Origin of the sequence: Paraglaciecola aquimarina (assembly GCF_032464635.1) — a bacterium.
In the GTDB taxonomy this organism is placed as follows: Bacteria; Pseudomonadota; Gammaproteobacteria; order Enterobacterales; family Alteromonadaceae; genus Paraglaciecola; species Paraglaciecola aquimarina.
The window spans coordinates 4676724-4696575 of record NZ_JAWDIO010000002.1 but is presented as its reverse complement, the minus strand read 5'-3'; the positions used below and the strand labels follow the sequence as shown (position 1 = coordinate 4696575).

The 19852-nt window shown below is 42.3% G+C and carries 16 protein-coding genes; 10 read left to right on the top strand and 6 right to left on the bottom strand.

Annotated features, from left to right (window positions below; translation table 11 throughout):
• The first annotated feature begins 171 nt into the window (after positions 1 to 171).
• From RS130_RS23290 to RS130_RS23250, 9 genes are all read left to right on the top strand, one after another.
• Entirely contained in the window at positions 172 to 2079 is a 1908-nt protein-coding gene (locus tag RS130_RS23290) for a glycoside hydrolase family 2 TIM barrel-domain containing protein (protein ID WP_316027916.1), read from the top strand.
• Positions 2022 to 2675, top strand: coding sequence for a DUF4982 domain-containing protein (locus RS130_RS23285; RefSeq protein WP_316027915.1), 654 nt, complete (start codon positions 2022 to 2024; stop codon positions 2673 to 2675). Before RS130_RS23290 ends, RS130_RS23285 begins: the two co-directional genes overlap by 58 nt.
• Before the next feature lie 54 nt (positions 2676 to 2729).
• Positions 2730 to 4241, top strand: coding sequence for an arylsulfatase (locus RS130_RS23280; protein ID WP_316027914.1), 1512 nt, complete (start codon positions 2730 to 2732; stop codon positions 4239 to 4241).
• Between the two features lie 64 nt (positions 4242 to 4305).
• Positions 4306 to 5898, top strand: a complete 1593-nt coding sequence (locus RS130_RS23275; RefSeq protein ID WP_316027913.1) for a sulfatase family protein — start codon at positions 4306 to 4308, stop codon at positions 5896 to 5898.
• A 232-nt stretch (positions 5899 to 6130) separates the two neighbouring features.
• Positions 6131 to 7951: an alpha-1,3-galactosidase-related protein gene (locus tag RS130_RS23270; protein ID WP_316027912.1), complete on the top strand. Its 1821-nt coding sequence runs from the start codon at positions 6131 to 6133 to the stop codon at positions 7949 to 7951.
• A gap of 23 nt (positions 7952 to 7974) precedes the next feature.
• Positions 7975 to 9843, top strand: a complete 1869-nt coding sequence (locus tag RS130_RS23265) for a right-handed parallel beta-helix repeat-containing protein (RefSeq protein WP_316027911.1) — start codon at positions 7975 to 7977, stop codon at positions 9841 to 9843.
• Between the two features lie 39 nt (positions 9844 to 9882).
• Positions 9883 to 10911: a sulfatase-like hydrolase/transferase gene (locus tag RS130_RS23260; protein WP_316027910.1), complete on the top strand. Its 1029-nt coding sequence runs from the start codon at positions 9883 to 9885 to the stop codon at positions 10909 to 10911.
• Positions 10889 to 11281, top strand: a complete 393-nt coding sequence (locus RS130_RS23255; protein ID WP_316027909.1) for an alkaline phosphatase family protein — start codon at positions 10889 to 10891, stop codon at positions 11279 to 11281. The genes RS130_RS23260 and RS130_RS23255 overlap by 23 nt, the downstream gene beginning before the upstream one ends.
• Positions 11282 to 11523: 242 nt before the next feature.
• Positions 11524 to 12378 (top strand): prephenate dehydratase, encoded by an 855-nt coding sequence (locus tag RS130_RS23250; RefSeq protein WP_316027908.1) that lies wholly within the window; start codon positions 11524 to 11526, stop codon positions 12376 to 12378.
• Positions 12379 to 12421: 43 nt separating this feature from the next.
• Here the strand turns inward: RS130_RS23250 and RS130_RS23245 are convergent, their stop codons facing one another.
• The 4 genes from RS130_RS23245 to RS130_RS23230 all read right to left on the bottom strand — a co-directional run bounded on the left by RS130_RS23245 (position 12422) and on the right by RS130_RS23230 (position 14579).
• The gene (locus tag RS130_RS23245) at positions 12422 to 12928 is read right to left on the bottom strand and encodes a DUF3087 domain-containing protein (protein WP_316027907.1); all 507 of its coding nucleotides are present in this window, start codon (positions 12926 to 12928) and stop codon (positions 12422 to 12424) included.
• Positions 12915 to 13217 carry a hypothetical protein gene (locus tag RS130_RS23240; RefSeq protein ID WP_316027906.1) on the bottom strand — a complete coding sequence of 101 codons (303 nt, stop codon included), beginning with the start codon at positions 13215 to 13217 and terminating at the stop codon, positions 12915 to 12917. Before RS130_RS23240 ends, RS130_RS23245 begins: the two co-directional genes overlap by 14 nt.
• 28 nt (positions 13218 to 13245) lie before the next feature.
• Entirely contained in the window at positions 13246 to 13971 is a 726-nt protein-coding gene (locus tag RS130_RS23235; RefSeq protein WP_316027905.1) for a peptidase associated/transthyretin-like domain-containing protein, read from the bottom strand.
• Between the two features lie 101 nt (positions 13972 to 14072).
• A complete protein-coding gene (locus tag RS130_RS23230) occupies positions 14073 to 14579 on the bottom strand; it encodes a hypothetical protein (protein WP_316027904.1) in 507 nt (168 codons plus the stop codon).
• 421 nt (positions 14580 to 15000) lie between these two features.
• Between RS130_RS23230 and RS130_RS23225 the strand changes: the two genes are divergently transcribed.
• Positions 15001 to 15681 carry a hypothetical protein gene (locus RS130_RS23225; protein WP_316027903.1) on the top strand — a complete coding sequence of 227 codons (681 nt, stop codon included), beginning with the start codon at positions 15001 to 15003 and terminating at the stop codon, positions 15679 to 15681.
• 67 nt (positions 15682 to 15748) lie between these two features.
• On the opposite strand, the gene RS130_RS23220 is transcribed toward RS130_RS23225, so the two are convergent.
• A complete protein-coding gene (locus RS130_RS23220; RefSeq protein ID WP_316027902.1) occupies positions 15749 to 16336 on the bottom strand; it encodes a choice-of-anchor U domain-containing protein in 588 nt (195 codons plus the stop codon).
• A complete protein-coding gene (locus RS130_RS23215) occupies positions 16305 to 19667 on the bottom strand; it encodes a thrombospondin type 3 repeat-/CalX-beta domain-containing protein (RefSeq protein WP_316027901.1) in 3363 nt (1120 codons plus the stop codon). The genes RS130_RS23220 and RS130_RS23215 overlap by 32 nt, the downstream gene beginning before the upstream one ends.
• Positions 19668 to 19852 lie beyond the last annotated feature (185 nt).

The window sequence follows — 19852 nt, the reverse complement described above, 5'->3', positions numbered from 1 at the left end:
TAGTTCCCTGCATAAAATATGCTATTTGCCTAGAAAATACCAACCTAGCGTGTTCCTGCTTCAACCTAAGATTAAGAGAATATCGTTTTCCTTAACATTTTATTAATATTAATTGACCTGTGACGGATCTGTGATTATTATTTGGGAAAACGTTATCCCTTTGGTGTGTGTATGTTAAATATAAAAATGAGAAGCAGATATTTGCTTTTACTAGGTCGGCTGGTAGCGCCATTAGTTCTAATCTTAAATGCGCAAAATGCGATGGCCATTGGTGAAAAACAAAGCTTCAATCAAGGTTGGTTGTTTGCTAAGGGCGAGAATGAGGGCGCTGAATCTGTTCGTTATGCAGACGACAAATGGCGAGCACTCGACTTACCTCATGACTGGGCTATAGAAGGGCCCTTTGATAAAAAGTACAGTGCGCGCAACGGCGGCTTGCCCGTGTTTGGTACGGCTTGGTATCGTAAAAAGTTTACCCTTCCAGACACCTCTACTGATAAATACGTGTCTGTGACATTTGATGGCGCCATGTCAAATTCAAAGGTTTACGTGAATGGTCACTTAGTTGGCGAACGGCCTTTTGGTTATATTGCCTTTAGTTACGATATTACACCATATCTAAACCAAGCCGGTACGGCAAACGTCATTGCCGTGCGCCTATCTCCTGAAAACTACTCTGCTCGTTGGTATCCAGGAGCGGGCTTGTACCGTAATACTTGGTTGGAAATCAACGACCAAGTGCACGTCAAAAAGTGGGGAACATTTGTTAACACTCCAATGGTTAATAAATCCCAAGCCACAGTTAGATTAGATACGCATCTTGAAAACTCTGGGTCGGCCACTGGCGTTTCGGTTGTTACAGAAGTTAAGCAAGCCGATGGAAAAGTGGTACAGACGCTGGAGAGAAGTTTTAATTTAGCGCAAAAATCCGATCTAAATTTTGCTGCTGAGTTTGTTATCGACTCGCCAATTCTATGGGATATCGACAATCCCTATCGCTATGACATTGTGACGAGTGTGATACGGGCAGGTCAGGTAGTAGATGTTTATCACACGCCTCTAGGGATTCGCAACATAGAGTTCAAAGCTGATGATGGTTTTTGGTTGAATGGTCGTAGGGTGCCGATCCAAGGTGTCTGTTTACACCACGACAATGGCCCTTTGGGGGCGATTGCCAATACCCGCGCAATTGAAAGAAAGTTGCAAATCATGCAACAAATGGGAGTGAATTCAGTGCGTACTTCGCATAATCCTCCCTCTCCTGAACTAGTGGAACTAGCGGATAAAATGGGGATTTTACTGCAAGTCGAGGCTTTTGATATGTGGCAATTAGAAAAGCCGAGTGTGGTGAATGGTTATCACAAAGATTTCGATAAATGGCATGAACAAGACTTGCGCGACATGATCAAACAAAATCGTAACAACCCTTCTGTGATCATGTGGAGTAGCGGGAATGAAGTGCATGAACAAAAAGAGCCCGAAGGTTGGAAACTGGCTAAGCATCTAACAGACATTATGCATGATGAAGATCATACTCGGTTAGTGACGCATGGCATGAGTATGTACCCAGAACCGACAGAAAATGGATTTGGTGAACAAATTGATATTGCAGGTTTCAATTACAAAGCTTATTTATACGATGAGATTAAACAGAATCACCCTAATTGGATTATGTTAGGTACCGAAACATCTTCAGTGGTCAGTACGCGCGGTGTGTATCATTTTCCTATTGAAAAGTATCGTAAACACCCGTCTAAGTATGTCACCAGTTACGATGTGATAACCCCTCTCTGGGCGTACGTACCTGATATCGAATTTGATAATTTGAAGAAGAATCCAAATGTGATGGGTGAATATATTTGGACTGGTTTTGATTATCTAGGTGAGCCCACACCATACGGAGGTCGAGATCATGGTAACGCATTTTACTGGAATCAAGATTGGCCGGCCCGTAGTTCATCTTTTGGGGCAGTAGATCTAGTCGGCTTCAAAAAAGATAGATTCTATTTGTATCAAAGTCAGTGGACAAAGAAGCCAATGGTACACGTGCTCCCCATTGGAACTGGCCAAACAAAGTAGGAGAAAACGTACCAGTAATGGTTTATACCAATGCTGAACAAGTTGAACTGTTTGTCAACGGGAATTCGATGGGCCGTCAAACCAAAGGAGTCGACACTGTTAAATTACCGGTAGCGTTAAAATACGATAAAGAAACTACGTTTTTTGATTCACCTTACCGACTATTGTGGAATGTTGATTACCAACCTGATGAGATCAAAGTCGTGGCGTACAATAAAGGTAAAGTAGTGGCCACTAAGGATATAAAAACAGCGGGAGTCCCATCGAAGTTAGTGCTTACTCCAGATCGATCACAACTGACTGCAGACGGTTATGATTTATCTTATATTACGGTTGAAGTGCAAGATAAAGACGGTAACTTAGTGCCCGATGCTGATAATTTAATTCAATTTAAGGTAACCGGAGCGGCAGAAGTCGCAGCCGTGGGCAATGGAGATTCGGCGACTACTGCACCATTTAATGCTGATTATCGTAGAGCGTTTTATGGCAAGGCAATGTTGATCCTCAAAACTAAAAAAGGTCAAACAGGAAAGATCAACGTGTCGGCCTATGCTGATAATTTACAGGTCACTCCGATTCAATTGACGGCTATTTAGATTGTACAAAAACGCTAGTGTGGCATTTGTTCACTGTAAAAGAAGGTATGTTAAATGATTAATAAACTACGCGGGATTTTACTGCCGTTATCCCTTGCTTTAGTTGGACTGAGTTGCGCGAGTACAAAGCCGCAGTTGAGCAATAAAGTGCTGGATAAACGCAAACCGAATGTCATTTTTATTATGGTAGATGATATGGGGTATGGTGAGTTGGGCAGTTATGGTCAAAAGGTGATGCGCACGCCCAACCTAGATCAAATGGCTAAAGAAGGGAAAAGGTTTACTCAGTTTTATGCCGGTAGTGCTGTATGTGCGCCTTCAAGAGCATCACTAATGACGGGCAAACATTCTGGCCATGCGCATATTCGTGGTAACTACGAATTAGGTGGCTTTAGTGACGAAACTGAATTTGGCCAACTGCCTTTATTACCGGCCACAGTAACCTTGGGCACTATGATGCAACAAGCAGGGTATAAAACGGCAGCCATTGGGAAATGGGGTTTAGGAGGGCAGAATTCGGTAGGCCGACCTAACCTGCAAGGGTTTGACTATTTCTTTGGTTACCTAGATCAAAAACAAGCTCATAACCATGCTCCCACACACTTGTGGCGTAATCAAAAGTGGACCGCTTTAGATAACGATTTTTTGGATATGCATCATCTTAAACTGCCTAATTTTGATTACAACGACCCCAAAAGTTACGCACAATTTAAACGTACTGATTTTGCTCAAGCACGGATGAATCAAGATGCTCTAAATTTCATCGAACAAAACCAACATCAACCCTTTTTCTTATATCTCGCTTATGCCATGCCTCATGCAGCATTGCAGGCTCCTGATAAAGAAATAGAACAATATGATTTCGAAGTCGATCCGCCAGAAAAAGTGGGCTATTACATGCCTGTCGAAAAACCAAGAGCGACGCGCGCTGCTATGGTGAGTTACACAGATAAACATGTGGGAGAAGTGCTCAATAAATTAAAAGCATTAAATATTGCTGATAACACCTTAGTGATATTTACCAGCGACAATGGTGCTACCCCAGAAGGAGGCGCAGACATGGCATTCTTCAAAGCAAATGGCGACCTGCGCGGTTTTAAACGTCAATTATACGAAGGGGGAATTCGTATGCCCATGTTAGCGTGGTGGCCTGGAAAAATAGCTGCTGGCACTGTGTCTACGCATATTGGTGCATTTTGGGATGTGATGCCTACTTTGGCTGATTTGACCCAACAGTCAGCCCCTGAATCAACTGACGGTATGTCCTTTTTACCTGACCTGTTAGGCCAAGGTGAGCAGGCAGAGCATAATTATTTATATTGGGAGTTTCCGCAAGGTAAACATAAAGCGCAAGCCATCCGTGATGGTAAGTGGAAAGCAATTCGGTTGTATAAAGGTGTTAAAGAAAAAGGGTATACCACTGAGTTTGAACTCTACGATCTGTCAAAGGATGTAGCTGAAACTACTGATTTAGCCAGTTCTCATCCTAGTTTAGTGGCTAAATATAAGGCACTAATGGATACCAGCCGTACACGTTCTTGGATAGATAAATGGAACTTTGACTAGTGAGGGGTTAGCTTGCGTAGTCTAGTTTTGCAACATAAATTTTTAAAATAGAGAGGATCTCAAAATGTTTACACGAATAATTGGCTTCTTAGTCATAGTGGTTTTTACCGCTTGTTCTCAGCCTGTTGCCACGCAAAAAAATCTTTCTGCTGAGCAGAATATGAAAAAGCCCACTAATATTTTGTGGATCTATATTGAAGATCAAAACCCTTGGAATAGTGCCTATGGTGATGACACTGTGTCTACGCCTACAATTAAAGAGTTCGCTGCAACTGGTGTTCGTTTTAACAATACCATGCAACTAGGACCTGTATGTTCGGCAACGCGCTCAGCACTAATCACAGGGCAGTATCAAACAACTTTGGGACTGCATCAGCACAGGTCGAATCGCAGTAGTTACAATGGTGTATTTTTACCAGAAGGTTATAAAACGGTACCAGAGTTATTCGCGGATGCGGGTTATCAAACGTTTAATATCGGTAAAGACGATTACAACTTTAAATATGACAGAAGCAAGTTATATAACGCTCAACAGGGCATAAAAGGTTGGCAAGGTGCTTACGACGGTGAGAAGTTTGACTGGGCTAAGACCTTAAAAGATAAGCCCTTCTTTGGGCAAATTCAGCTTAAAGGTGGTAAGCATCATGTCAAACAAGCAGCGGTTGATAGAATTAATCCAGATAAAATGGTTATACCGCCATATTACCCCGACGCGCCTGAGCATAGAAAAGAGTGGGCTAAACACTACGCGACGATAGAAGAGTCAGACAGGGAGTTGAAGGAAATTCTGACGAACCTAGAAAATAATGGTTTGCTAGAAAATACGGCAATATTTTGGTTTTCAGATCACGGCATGATTTTACTAAGGCATAAGCAAGACTTATACGAAGGTGGTGTAAAAGTGCCTTTTATTGTGAATTGGCCAGCGGGTAACCATCTGTTAACTAAAAAAGGCTCGGTGCGCGATGATTTAATAAGTGGCCTAGATATTCCCGCCACCAGTTTAGCCTTAGCTGGTATTGAAGTGCCCGAATATTATGATGGTAAAAATCTGTTTGCCGATGACTTTACTGGCCGTGACTATGTGATTTCTGCGAAAGACCGAATGGACTACTCTTTTGATCGTTCTCGCTCTGTGCGCAGTAAAAAATACCGCTACATCCGCAATTTTCATCCTGAAATACCACGCTCGCAGCCCCAGTATCGAGACGGCAAAGCTTTCAGTATTGAATTTGCAACTTTGTTTAAACAAGGTAAGTTGACCCCTGTTCAAGCTCGCTACTTCGATAAAACAAAACCTGCTGAGGAGCTGTATGATTTAGAAAAGGATCCTCATCAAATTAATAACCTAGCCAGCAGCGAAGAATACAAAGCTGCACTCCTAGAGCATAGAAAAGTATTGCAGGATTGGATTGAGTCTACCGATGACAAGGGAGCTTATCCCGAGTCAGAGCAAGCGATTAAGGAGACCTTAGACCTTTGGGGAAAATCATGCGTAAGTCAAGAGTGCCAGACTTACAGACGTGAGCATGCTGATACCTTACAATTACCGGGTGACCAAGTTTACAAACCTTTACAATGGCCCAATTATTTGCCAAAGCCCAACCATCCAGCATTACCTGAAATAGAAAACTTATATCGTAAAAATCTTCAGTAAGATACTGTTTTCAAAGCAGTTCACCGACTCGTCTAGCACTTAGGCGAGTCGTTATTTACTTTTCTTTGCTTACTTCAACCAACATTAAAAATGTTGTTCAAATGTTATCAGCTTGTAGACTTTAGCCAACTCAAGGGATACTATTAGGTTTTAAAAGGGATAACGTTATCCCTTTGTTTACACTAGCACTAATTAAAAGCAATTCACTGCTGCAAATTTTAAAGGCTTAATAATGAAATTATTCTCGAACACAGCAAAACCATTAGCTGTATTATGTTTTTCAATAACAACAATGATGGTTACCTCAGCTCAGGCAAAACAAACCTTGGTATTTGAAGCAACCGAGAAAGACATGACTCCTATCATCCGCGATGCGTTAGATAACGTCACTGATGATGAAGTAAAATTAGTGTTTAAGAAGGGGGTATACACCTTTTCGCCTGAATACGCATTAAGCCGCTATAGTGCTGTGACAAATCATGGTAATGGGATGAAGAAAGTTGTTTTTCCGTTGTCTGACTTTAAGTCGCTAGAAATTGAAGGTAACCATTCGGAATTTATTTTTCACGGCCAAACTGCCCCATTCCAGCTTTACAATAACCAACAAGTAAAGGTCAGTAACCTAACGATTGATTGGGATATTCCGTTTACGTTTGTGGCTGAAATATTAGCCGTGAATAAAGAAAAGGCATACCGCGATATCAAACCTTGGACAGGCACTCATAGTTGGAAATTGCAAGACAGTAAAATACTGTTTCCAAATATCGATGGCTTTAATTACGACTACTTGGGTTCAACCTTAGCCTTTGAAAAAGAGCAAAAGCGTGTTGTACACGGTGGTTTTGATCGCCACAGTAAGCCAACAAAGGTTGAAGACTTAGGGAATGGCGTGTTGCGCTTGCATGAAAAACTAAAACACTATCCGCCGGTTGGCTCTTTGACCAGTTCAAAAGGTGATCGTCATAGTGATAGATACGCCCCTGCCTTTCAGGTTAAAAACTCTCGTAATATCGTATTTGATGATGTCACCGTGCATCATGCGTTAGGTATGGGATTTTTGTTTGAGCGCAGTGAAAACATCAAAATTGTAAATTCAGGTGTGCATTTAAGAGACGGCGCACAACGACTTATTTCGTCAACTGCAGATGCCACACACTTTGCTAACTGTAAAGGCGACATCTTGGTTGAAAATAGTCGTTTTGAAAACATGCTAGATGATGGCACTAACGTACATGGCACTTACACCATTGTGGATAAAGTCATTGATAATAAAACCGTAAGAGTGAAGTTTGGCCATTTTGAACAAATGGGATTTGAATTTGCCGCTAAAGGTGATGATATCTGGTTTGTACATCAACCTAATGTAGGGCGAGCAGGTGTCGCTACCGTTGAAAGTGTGCGAGTGATTAACGAGAAATATACCGATATCCGTTTTACCTCGGCACTTCCTAGTCAGCTTAAAGTGGGGGATTTGTTAGAGAACAAAACCTGGAATCCTACTTTTACAATGCGTGGTAATGTTATTCGTGACCATAGGGCGCGAAATATTGTGATAAAAACGCCGCTCAAAATTGTTATAGAAGACAACCACTTGTCTTCAATGATGTCATCTATTTTATTTCGTGGTGAAACCTTCTTTTGGTTTGAATCAGGCATAGTAGAAGATGCGACTATACGTAACAATGTATTCGAAGATTTTGCCTACGCAGGCAAAGAGCACGCGGCTTTGTACATCACACCTCGTTTGGGGAAAACCTTTGATCAGACTCAGGTTTTTGACAAAAATATTCGCTTTGAGAATAACACCATAAAAACCTTTGGTACCCGTATTGTTTGGGCTGACAGAGTGGATGGTTTGCTGATCCAAAATAACACTATTGAACAATCTATAGATAAGCCGGTGTTACACCCAAACCGTCCTTTATTTGAGTTTATGCATAGTAACAATGTTGAGCTGAAAAATAATAGCTACAAGGGAGACTATGGCTTTGCCGTTAAAGCAGACGAGCATAGTAAAAAGACCTTAAAAGATGACGGCTCTATCGCCAAATAATTTTTCGCTATCGGACTCAGAAAATGCATATTACAAACAGTAAATTTGTCAAAAAACACATGACAACCTTAGGATTAGGCTTGGCCTTGTTGCTAGCCGCTCAGCAAGTCATTGCCGGTACAATTATTGATGTTAGCCAGTATGGTGTAACGAAGAATGATGGATCGGATAGTACTTACCAAATCAGAAAAATATTGGAAATGGCAAAACAGCAAGGTGCCACTAAGATTGTTTTTCCAAAAGGGAAGTACGATTTTTATCCGGATCGTGCGATGCAAAAAAATGTATATATCAGCAATAACGATCCCGGTGTCAAGCGTATTATATTTCCTTTGGATGGTTTCGAAAACCTAGAGATAGACGGCCAAGGTTCAGATTTTATGTTCCACGGTGGAGTCAATCCTTTTGTTCTTGAAGACGGAAAAAATATCAAGTTTAGTCACTTTTCAGTGGACTTTAAGCGTTCGTTTCACAGTGAAGCAAGCGTTCTGGCCACAGGAGATGGATACTTAGATATACACATTCCTGAAGCCTTTCCCTATAAAATTAATACTGCAGGTATTTTGACCTTTGTTGGTTTACAAGATAGTCCTCCTGGTAAAATCTTAATTCCAAAATTAGAGCGACGTATAGCGGTTGATAACGCCTCTGACTATCAATTTAAACGATTGCTAGAGTTTGATGCCAAGCTAAGAGAAACGGCTTATATGCGCAAGGATATTCAAACCGGTAACGGCTTACCCGCAGAGAAATTGCCGGGTGATAGAAACGTACGGATTTTCCAGAAAGACCTGGTAGCCACGGTGGGTAATATCATGACTTTTCAAGCTAAATATCGCAAATATCCAGGCTTTGTGGTGTCTGACAGTTCTGACGTAGTGCTCGATAATATTACTATTCATCATGCTGGTGGCATGGGATTATTGGCTCAGCGTAGTCATAATGTCACTATGCAAAACTCCAAAGTCACTCCCAGTGAAGGACGTTACGTGTCTACTACTGCCGACGCTACACACTTTGTAAACTGCACCGGAAAAATCCAACTACTGAACAATTTATTCGAAAATCAAAAAGATGACGCGACTAACATACACGGTATTTATGTGGCGGTAGATAAGATTTTAGATGCCAAAACCATAGACGTTCGATTACAACACCCTCAACAATATGGTTTTGATTTTATTGACGCCGGCGACACCTTAGAATTAGTTCATGCACCTAGCATGAACACATACTCAACGGCTAAGGTGGCGAGCAGTGAGCGTATCAGCGAAGAGATTACTCGAGTCGTGTTTCAAGACAAATTTGATAGTCGTCTACAAGAGGGCGATTCAATAGCCGAGGTACGTGACTACGCAGAGGTATTGATTAAAGGTAATACCATACGCCGTAACCGCGCTCGAGGCATGTTGCTGAATAGCCGAGGTAAAACAGTGGTTGAAGACAATTACTTCCATGCTCCCGGTTCGGCTATTTTATTTGAAGGTGACGCGAATTTTTGGTACGAGCAAGGTGGGGTTAGCCAAGCGATTATTCGCAATAACGTGTTTGACAACAGTTTTTATGCACAGTGGGGGACCGGCATAATTGCCGTTGCCGCCGGTATTGACAACAAATACAAAGAAAGCTCTCGCTACAACAAAAATATTTTGATTGAAAATAATACCTTCAAAGTGTTTGACTATGCGCCTATCCTAAATTTGTTTTCAGTAGATGGCTTAGTGTTCAAAAATAATGTAATCGAAAAAAACAGCGCTTACCCCGCCCGAGCCAAGTATAAACATCTATTTGTTGTGAATCACAGCGACGCTGTGAGCATAGAAAAAGACAATACCTTTGTGGGGTTTGAAAAGTCGAAAGAAGAATTAACCAAATTCAGCACATCTCTTTAAAAGAGGTACCTGTTGTCATTTTTAAAAGGGAGTATGAATGTGAAAAATTCTATAGCTAAATTGATTCAATTAAGCATGACTTTGGCGTTAGTTGCCGTTCCTCCAGCACAAGCGGGCGGCCTGTTTAATAAGCAAAAGTCACAACCTAATATCGTTTTGTTTTTTGCCGACGATATGGGGTGGTCGTCTCGTACTTTACGGGATCCGGTATATGAAACGCCGAATATTGAGCAAATTGCTTTGGATGGGTTAGAGTTCGAAAGTGCATACATCCCCACACCAACATGTAGCCCAAGTCGAGCAACGCTGGTGACAGGACAGCACCCTGCTCGCATTGGTATGCCAAGGCACATTCCCCATAAAAAGCAGTATGGTTTTGATAAGTTTGGTCGCACGACACAAAAGTATAACTTTTGGGAAAAAGATCCCGCTCAGGTACCGAGTGTGAATTGGTTGGACACCGAATATGTGACTTACGCAGAAGCCCTTAAAGAGCAAGGTTATTACAATCTCTTTGTTGGTAAATGGCATTTAGGGCATGAAGGTTACCACCCAACCGATCAAGGGTTTGACAAGCAAATTGGGGCAAGTAACTGGGGCCATCCCAACTCATACTATCCACCATATTTTAAAAACTCAGATGTGTACAAAGATGTAAAAGACCGGTACCTGACAGACAAACTGACAGACGATGCGGTTGAGTTCATTCAAACTTATGACAAGTCAAAGCCGTTTATGTTGTCGATGTGGTATTACGCAATTCATACCCCTTTTGAAGGGCGTAAAGACCTAGTTAAGCATTTTATCGACAAAGGCCTATCTAGCAAAGAAGCCCATCACGCGGCGTTGGTCAGCGGCATTGATGAATCGATAGGTCGTGTACGTAAAGCGCTCAAAGATAGCGGTATGGAGCAAAATACTGTGGTGATATTCTTGTCGGATCAAGGGGGGCTTTTAGAGAATAAACCTTTCCGTGGAGGGAAAAAATCGACACCTTATACGAAGGTGGTGCACGCGTTCCTTTTATTGTTAGTTGGCACTGAGTGTGACAAGAGCGGGTACAACTAACCAAAGTCTAGTGCAATCGACTGATTTGTTCCCAACTTTGGTTGAGATAGCGGGCGGCGACCCTAGCCGATATCAACATCTAGATGGTGTGTCTTTATTGTCTACCATTCAACAAAATAGCATGTTGCAAAGAAATGAACCCTTATTCGGCTATCGAGCTTATGAAGACCTGTATGCGTCTGTACGAGAAGGAGACTGGAAGTTAGCCGCGTATCGCAGTGGTCGCAAAATGTTGTACAACATCCGCCAAGACATAGGTGAGAAAAATGATCTGTCAGTTCAGCATCCAGAGATAGTAGATAGACTTACGACTAAGTTAGTGGCGTGGGAAAAAGACATGAAGCTTGAAAAATATTCGGGTGTGCAGTAGGCGCATTGGTAGTCCTTGTTCGGCTCTGCGTTGGGCCAACTAATTGGCCATGCTAGACAACACTATGCTGCCCTTCATAGTGCCTGTTTTTATCGGTAGCGGGGAGCAGCTATGTATTTAGATGTCACCAACCAGACCATTAAATATATGCTGGGTCAGATTCTTATTTAACAATGATGCATTTTTGTATCATTATTAACGGCTTGGACGTACCTCACTGAAACTGAAAATATACTAGTAATATGAACAAATTAGCCACTCTTGGCCCTAAAGGCACCTACTCAGAATCTGCTGCGTTAAAATATATTCAATCGACTAATAGTCAATACGAGATTGAGTATTTTGGCTCGATCAAAAAAGTCCTGAATTCAGTGGGAGTCAGCAGTGATATTGCGGTACTGCCGATTGAGAATTTTTCTGAAGGGTATGTGTCTTTGGTGTTAGATCATTTGATTGATAGTGATTTGAGCATAGTATCGGAGCTGCTTTTGCCTATACAGTTTTCCTTTGTAAGTGATACCGCCGATTTGACTGCAATAGATAGATTGTTTGTCCAGTTTGTAGCAAAAGGGCAATGTTCTGAATATATTGATGGACTCGATAACACGCAAATTATCACCACTCAAAGCAATATAGAATCCCTTAATCGTGTGCTGCAAGAAGCAGGTAACTGTGCTGCTATTGTACCTTCTGGCTCGTTTGACCCGACAACGTTTAAACATGTGGTCGAAAACGTTAATGATTACAAAAATAATCAAACGCGATTCTTGGCGTTATCCAAATACCGTAGTCAAGTTGATGATGTGCAGGCAAATACACATTGGAAAACTAGCTTGGTGGTGTTTGACGATCATGACAGACCAGGTTTGTTAGCTGAGGTTTTAACCTCTTTTGCCTCTCGGCAAGTCAACTTAACCTCTATTATTTCTAGGCCTACCAAAATTGAATTCGGCCAATATAATTTTTTAATCGATGTGCAAGGTCATTACCGTGAGCAAGCGGTGGCAGAAGCTATTGATGAAATTAACAAAATAGCCAAAGTAAAAAATATGGGATCTTACCCTGCAGCCAAAGTACATGTGACTATTGCTAGTTAACCTGAACTCGATGTATGGAGTCCATACATCGAGTTCAGGTGAGTTAAAATTGTTGTAACATAGTTTGCTCATAATCGGCAGCCCTAAGGGTAACCTTGTATTTTTCTGCCAGTGCATCGAGCTCGGCTTGTTTAACCACTAATTCGTCCATCACTAGCGTATTGTCGTCGAGTTGCCAGAGTTGACGAGAGCCTGCATAGCAAAACTCCATCGCGACCAGGGCATCAATATTGCCAGCTTGTGCGGCTAGTTTTAACTTGGGCATTTTTCGGTTAATTTTATTTAGGCTTTGTTTTAAATCCCACACGTAGGCGACTTCGGTCATAAAGTCATGGTAGCGAAATTTGTTTAACAGCAAGGCAACAACGACTCCTGCGGCTATGACACCCAACAAATTCCAATGGAAATGGCTACCACTTTCATCTGGAAATAGCGCAATCAAGCTTTGTGAAATGGCTAAACAGCCAACCAATAAGGCCAAGATACAGGCGACAATAACAATATTTAGGTGTTTGCGATAACGGGCTTTATTTATATTAATGAGTTGCATTTAATTTTACCGACTGAATAACAATGGGAGTGCAGCTGCCTTGCGTTATAGTGCTTAAGGCAAGGCGGTAGCTGTCACCAATTTGGGGTGTTGAGTTAAATAGTGTTAACTCTACTTCATATTGATTGGTGCTACTTTTTAGTAGCGCATAACTGGTTTTTAGTTGCAACACGCTGGCTTGTTCGGTTGAGGATACATAAGTACAAGGCCCGCCTGTTTTTGTTTGCAAAACACATGCACTTAACAAGCTCGTAAGCAAAGTTAACATGAGTATATTGAGTGTTGTCATTTTGTCTCTGTTACCTATTTGCACAAATCTAGTCTAGGTATTTGTCGGCTTCTTGCAAGAAACTTTTTACGAAAGGGTCAAACTCTTGGGATTTGGTATATTGACCTCTGAAGCACTGTTCACCGGCGAACAGCCACCCTTGAAATGCCCATGTATAGGAGCGCTTTAGCTGTGCTTTTTCGATGATAACATCACCTAAATGTTGCTGTTGCTGCCACAGTTTTTGATAAAAGCGCGCTGAATTTGCTAGGCTAATTGCATCCTGTAACGGCTGACCACAGTCACTAATAAAGCGTGCAGGTAATTGACTCTGTTGGCCTCCATCTTCTAACAAGAAGGGAGCGTTTCTGGTGGTGGTTACAATGGCAAAATGGCCAATATCAAACAGAGTCGGTTCGGTTGTGGTGGCTAAGCGTCTTCCGGTAATGCGCACAGAGTCTGTATGGGTTAATGTGCTATCGGCAAATTTAATTTCTATTTGATAATTCCTAGACATACTTGCTACAGGCAGTTTTAGGCTGAATTGACGAGTAAGTGCGGCTAATTCGAAATGGCCCGCTTGGTCGGTTTTGACACTTTGTTGGGAGTAAAGGTCTATGACTTCTACACCTTGTAAGGGCATACCCGTTTGGCTGTCAATTACAGTACCTTGCCAATTAGGTGACAGGTATTCTGTGCGTAGTACAGGAATACAAGCGCTTAAACTAAGGCTGACAGCGCTAAAAAAGACCAAATGCAATATATATGGGTGCAAAGATAGGCTTTTTGTCCTTAGTGATTTTGCTGCTTTTTTCAAACAAAGGATTTTTATAAAAAACAGTGAGACTGTTTTTGGCGTCGATTGTTGTGTGTTCACTAGGCACAACCCTCAACAAATAATACGTGTGGTACTATGCCTGCTTTAATGTTTGTCACTTTTCCTTGCACGTAATCCACGACAATCGCCTTGCTTTGATTATTGTTATACCAGCGTAAATAGTAGCCATTTTCATATTCGTGCGCAGCAACTTCGACCTGTGGGTGGGCTTGTTTAAATGCCGCTAGATCCATCAAGTTGTTTGCTAACGAGTAAAATGGACTGTCGGTGCCGAGCACCTGAATATCCTTTGTTTCTACGCGCACAATTATTCCTTCTAACAGCATAGCCTCAACTTCTGGATATTTGTCAATGGCAACGTATTGGCAGTCAGACAATTGGGAGTCGAGATAATGAAACGTTAGCGCGGTATCTTTAACAGAATGAGCAAAAACTAATTCGCCAAATTGGTCGTGGTGCAATTTAGTTGATTGGGCAGAAAAACTGATAAAAAAACAGCTTACAAAAGTAAAAAACATCAAAGACTTTTTGACATGTAACTGCATATTATTCATTCCTAGCCAGTTAGCTATAACTACTTACGCTGAGATTATACCCATGTTGACTTAAAATGCGGTAATACATTTAAGCTTATTCATATGTAAAATTAATGATTCATATTTTTAAAAAGTATGTAAAAATTAATACACAACACTTTGAGAGAATTAAGACACATGATTAGAAAATTAACACTCGTTTGTTTATTCACCGTTTTGCTTGGTATACAACACAGTCACGCTATGACTGCCACTAAAATTCAATTTGACCGAACTAAAGATCTTTTGTTGCTGCAATATGATAGTAAGCCTGATCCCGATGATATTTATGCTATTGCGGCTGCCGGCAGTATCCTAGGCACACCGAGATTTTCAAGACATCAATTATTATGCTGTGTCTGGTGCCTACGGAAAACAAAAAGGTAAGTTCATGCATTCACCGGAGCTATTTAATTTGGCTTTTGGTGAACAAAACGTGAAATGGACCGACAGGCATACCGACAATGCTGGCTCGGTAATACGTTTGAAAAATAAAGCCAGCGAAATTATCCAGGCGGGTGGTCGAGTGTGGGTTGCAGAAGCTGGTCAGTCCGATGTCACCGCGGACTGGATTGCTGCGCTTATCGCTGATGGTATGAATCCTGCGATCATAAAAAAACAGGTGATAGTGGTGCAACACAGTCTTTGGAATGAAAATCAAACAACAGAAAATGATTTAGCCTACGTCAAACAAAAGTCTTGGTATGTTCAGCTTGACGATGGCAATGCTCCTTACGGCTCAACTGAGTGGGGCGATCGCAGTGATTACAGTACTCCTGGCTATCAGGAAAAAGACAAACGCTTTATGCCTGCCGCTATGAATTCTTCAGTCGCGAAAGCTAAAGCTTTATGGAGTAAAGCTGATGAAGTGATTAATGGTTATCACCCAGAAGGTTTTTCTGAAGAATGGTCTGCACTGCATTACGGTGGCGTCGATTTTTCTGATACTTCTGAAGTGTGGTTTATCTTGAATATGTCAGGTTTGCATACTATTGAACAGTTTTGGAAAGCGTTTGTGACAGGACAGGCGGGCACGCCAATTGATCCTAACAGTGGTCTGAAAACACACTAATTGGGTCGTACTCGTATTCTAAGGCCTTCATTATCCGAAGGCCTTTTTGTACATAGAGCGGCTATCGCTAGCCCGTTGTGTCATTGCTAGCTGTTTTGATGTATTGCCACTGGCGCCATGCCAGTATAATTAATAACAGACCAATGTTTATTGTCAGTGCACCACCACCAGATGTACTGGTTTCTGGGTCGATGCCTTTTACTATTTCTTCTACTTTTTGCACCGCCACACCACCTGGGTCGTCTATACTGCCGTTTTCGATGCCGTCTGCATCATTCGGGCCACCATCCTGGATGGTTAATCGCAGACAGTCGTCACCTTCGGTTAAGTCTGCTGTATAAAGATTACTACTCGGTGGCGGGCAAACGTCATTAACAGATGAGGTTGAGGCTAGGGCATTTTGTGCATTTTCAACAAAGTCCGCCCAGCCTTGAGCTTCGGTGTATTTCCTATAGATAGCAAATTCAGGAATGCTTTGTTGCAAAGGTAATACGATATCAACAGAACGGCCAACGGGTAGAATGTCGTGAATGGTAAAATCATAGTATTCATTCTGATGTTCAATGTTATCAGCTTGGATTAAACCGGTCGCGGTTATTTCCTGCGCAGATAACAGTACGCCATCAGACTGCTGTAGTTGTGCATATTTCCCCAAGCTCAATTCTAGGCACTGGTTCCGTTTCTACAAACTTAGTAATAGCCGAGTTAACATGAATAGGTTGAATATAAGGGACATCTGAAATATCCATAAAGGCAGGTAAGCCATCTAGGTCGCTGTCGATAAAACCCTCGGTAATATCGGTTAGACCATCACGGTCAACGTCTGTACTGGTTAACGTTGGTTGAGTCGACAGAATCGCGATATTGACCACCTCTGTAGCGGTTAAGGTATTATCTCCACTGTCGGTAACCTTTGCTGATAGAGACAAAATAGCTTTATTGGTATTAGGCAGAGTTAAGTTGTCTGGATCGATGATGGCAACAAGTTGGTTGGCACTTACTAGGGCTTGATAGCTTGCTGGAATGTTCCATTCAATAATATGTGTATCGTCAACATTAGAGTCATCAATATCTAAGGTGATAGTGATTTCACCATCATCTTTGGCAACGGTTGATAAATTTTGTCCTTTCTGTGTCACCCGTGCATTTAGTTTAGGTGCTAGGTTTTGTTCACTGACGGTGATGGTGTGAGTGGCTTGTGAGCCCACATTAATACCTTCACCAAACTGCAGAATTAGTTGTTCATCGCCTTCTTCCTGAAAGTCTTGATTCAGTTTTATATGTACATAGGCTACCGTGCCTTCTTCAATGACCACTATGCTATTGTCTAATTCGTAGTCAAACTTATCTACCGTACCAACAACAGCAATGGGAATACTGAATGGATAGCGAGGTGGAACACCCGATAATACGATTTTAACGCTAGCAGTTGCACCTTCGGCGACTGTTTGGTCGGCTTCAAAGTCGACCAATGGATAGAGGTTAATGGTTTGCTGTTTATAGGCAATATTGCCTGCTTTATCAACGGCTTGCCAGGTAATGGGGTGAAGCCCTGATTGCAAAACTTGCAGACCTCGTTCAAACCCTACAGGCGTTAAGTTACAACAATTGTCGCCATCTAGGCCGTCATTTGCAGTGATACTGGTTGCCGCTTCTAATGTTTGCTTGGTTAATTGCGTAAAAATATGCTCAGCATTGAGATGTAGCGCTTGAGGAATATCTATCTCTGGCGGGTAGTCATCAATTAGCGGATTATTGCTGTCTTTGGCTTCATCAAGGTTTATCACACCATCTAAATCACTGTCGAGTAGTGCATCGGCTGGGTTTAACGGATTAAATCCATAGGTGTTTTCAAATACATCGCTCATGCCGTCGTTGTCGTCATCAAGATCCGCATTATTTCCCACACCGTCTTTGTCACTGTCAACTGATTCGGTCGCGTCTAATGGCATTTCGTCTACGTTGTCTACTACGCCATCACCATCATCATCGTTGTCAAACACATTGCCTAATCCATCTAAATCCGTGTCTAGTGTCTCAACCGGATCAAGGGGGAATGCATCGTCGATATCACTGACCCCATCATTGTCGTCATCACTGTCGGCATTGTTGCCTATGCCATCGGCATCGGTATCTTGCCATTCGCTATTATCTAATGGGAATAAGTCTACATTATCAGGGACTTGGTCGTCGTCATCGTCTGTATCTAAGTTATTGCCTATACCATCAAGGTCGGTGTCTAACCATTCTGAAATATCTAGTGGGAAGACATCGTCGCTATCAATTGAGCCATCATTGTCGTCGTCGCTGTCGGCATTGTTACCTATGCCATCTACGTCTGTATCTAACCACTCGGCACTGTCTAGTGGGAAGATATCAGCTGCGTCATTGACGCCGTCATTATCATCATCTTGGTCTGCATTATTCCCTAAACCATCAGCGTCTGTATCAAGCCATTCTAGTGGATCAAGTGGGAAATCATCAGCCGAATCAACAAACGAATCGTTGTCGTCATCGCTGTCGGCGTTATTTCCTATGCCATCGCCGTCTGTATCGACTGACTCTGCAGGGTCAAGCATAAAGGCATCTTCACTATCAATGGTGTTATCGCCGTCGTCATCGTGGTCGGCATTATTTCCTATTCCATCGCCGTCTGTATCTAGCCACTCCGAGCTATCTAGCGGGAATGCATCGTTTACATCCACAGTCCCGTCGTTGTCATCATCAGCATCAGATAAGTTGTTGCCTAAGCCATCTCCGTCGGTATCATCCCATTCGTCTTTATTAAGTGGAAATGCATCTAAGCCATCTTCTACACCGTCACCATCATCATCGGTATCGGTAATATTGCCAATGCCATCGCCGTCTGTATCTGTATCTTCAGCCATATTTAATGGGTCGGGGTCAATCGCGTCAGCGACACCATCTCCATCGTCGTCAGTATCCGCGTTATTGCCTATGCCGTCGCCGTCAGTATCTATGGTTTCTGTGCTATCTAGTGGGAATACATCTATACCGTCTGCTACGCCATCGCCATCATCGTCGGTATCGCTGTTGTTACCTATTCCATCATTATCGGTGTCTATATATTCTGTGGGATCTAGAGGGAAAGCATCGCTGGCGTCTGTCACTCCATCGCCGTCATCGTCACTGTCGGCGTTGTTACCTATACCGTCACCGTCAGTGTCCAAATATTCTGCTGGATCAGTCCTAAAGGCATCGATGCCGTCGGCAAATCCGTCGTTGTCGTCATCGGTGTCTTCGTTGTCACCAATCATATCCCCGTCATTGTCATACCACTCAGTGGGATCATCAGGCCAAATATCATTAATGTCGAATATGCCATCACCATCTCGGTCAGGGTCTGCGTTGTCGCCAATACCGTCATTATCTGAATCCAAAGTCTCAGCGGCATGCAACGGAAATGCGTCATCGATATCCACTACGCCGTCATTGTCGTCATCATCGTCTGTATTGTTACCTATACCATCTTTATCGGTATCAACTTGTTCGTCCGGATCGGTGGGTAAAGCATCATATAAATCTATAACGCCATCATTATCATCATCAGAATCAGCATTGTTACCAATTAAATCGCTGTCAGTGTCTTCCCATTCTGTTCTATCTAATGGAAAAGGATCGTTTGTGTCAACAACGCCATCATTATCATCATCTAAATCGGCGTTGTTACCTAAACAATCACCATCGGTGTCTAACCACTCAAGCGGATCTTCAGGAAAAGGGTCGTAAAAATTAATGACGGGGTCGGCATCTCGGTTATTGTCATCGGCATCCAGCACACCATCACCATCGTCGTCAACGTCGTCTAAGTTGCTGATCCCATCTAAATCGTAGTCATAGTGCCGAGCAGGATCATTAGGAAATAAATCAATGTTGTCGTCATAGCCATCGTTATCTGAGTCAGTTGTAGTCAAAGGTGGTGGACCTAAACAGGTCACAACTTGAGCATTGCTTTTTGCGGCCACGCTAACCCAATCATCATTAGTAGAGGAAGACTAATGACGGTGAGTTGTTGCCAACTTCGCCAGTGGGTTATGCTGTTTTGCGTTTTAGTTTTATACATTAACAATACTCTTTTCTAACTTATTGACTACTTTGTGTTGCATCCTTGGGACCGATATTTTGAGCGTAAAGCTAGCAGTCATGTTTA

Bases quoted from the DNA above. Each gene is read 5' to 3' on its own strand.
- RS130_RS23290 (WP_316027916.1), top strand. From the start codon at position 172: ATGTTAAATATAAAAATGAGAAGCAGATATTTGCTTTTACTAGGTCGG.
- RS130_RS23280 (WP_316027914.1), top strand. From the start codon at position 2,730: ATGATTAATAAACTACGCGGGATTTTACTGCCGTTATCCCTTGCTTTA.
- RS130_RS23275 (WP_316027913.1), top strand. From the start codon at position 4,306: ATGTTTACACGAATAATTGGCTTCTTAGTCATAGTGGTTTTTACCGCT.
- RS130_RS23270 (WP_316027912.1), top strand. From the start codon at position 6,131: ATGAAATTATTCTCGAACACAGCAAAACCATTAGCTGTATTATGTTTT.
- RS130_RS23265 (WP_316027911.1), top strand. From the start codon at position 7,975: ATGCATATTACAAACAGTAAATTTGTCAAAAAACACATGACAACCTTA.
- RS130_RS23250 (WP_316027908.1), top strand. From the start codon at position 11,524: ATGAACAAATTAGCCACTCTTGGCCCTAAAGGCACCTACTCAGAATCT.
- RS130_RS23245 (WP_316027907.1), bottom strand. From the start codon at position 12,928: ATGCAACTCATTAATATAAATAAAGCCCGTTATCGCAAACACCTAAAT.
- RS130_RS23240 (WP_316027906.1), bottom strand. From the start codon at position 13,217: ATGACAACACTCAATATACTCATGTTAACTTTGCTTACGAGCTTGTTA.
- RS130_RS23230 (WP_316027904.1), bottom strand. From the start codon at position 14,579: ATGCAGTTACATGTCAAAAAGTCTTTGATGTTTTTTACTTTTGTAAGC.
- RS130_RS23225 (WP_316027903.1), top strand. From the start codon at position 15,001: ATGCATTCACCGGAGCTATTTAATTTGGCTTTTGGTGAACAAAACGTG.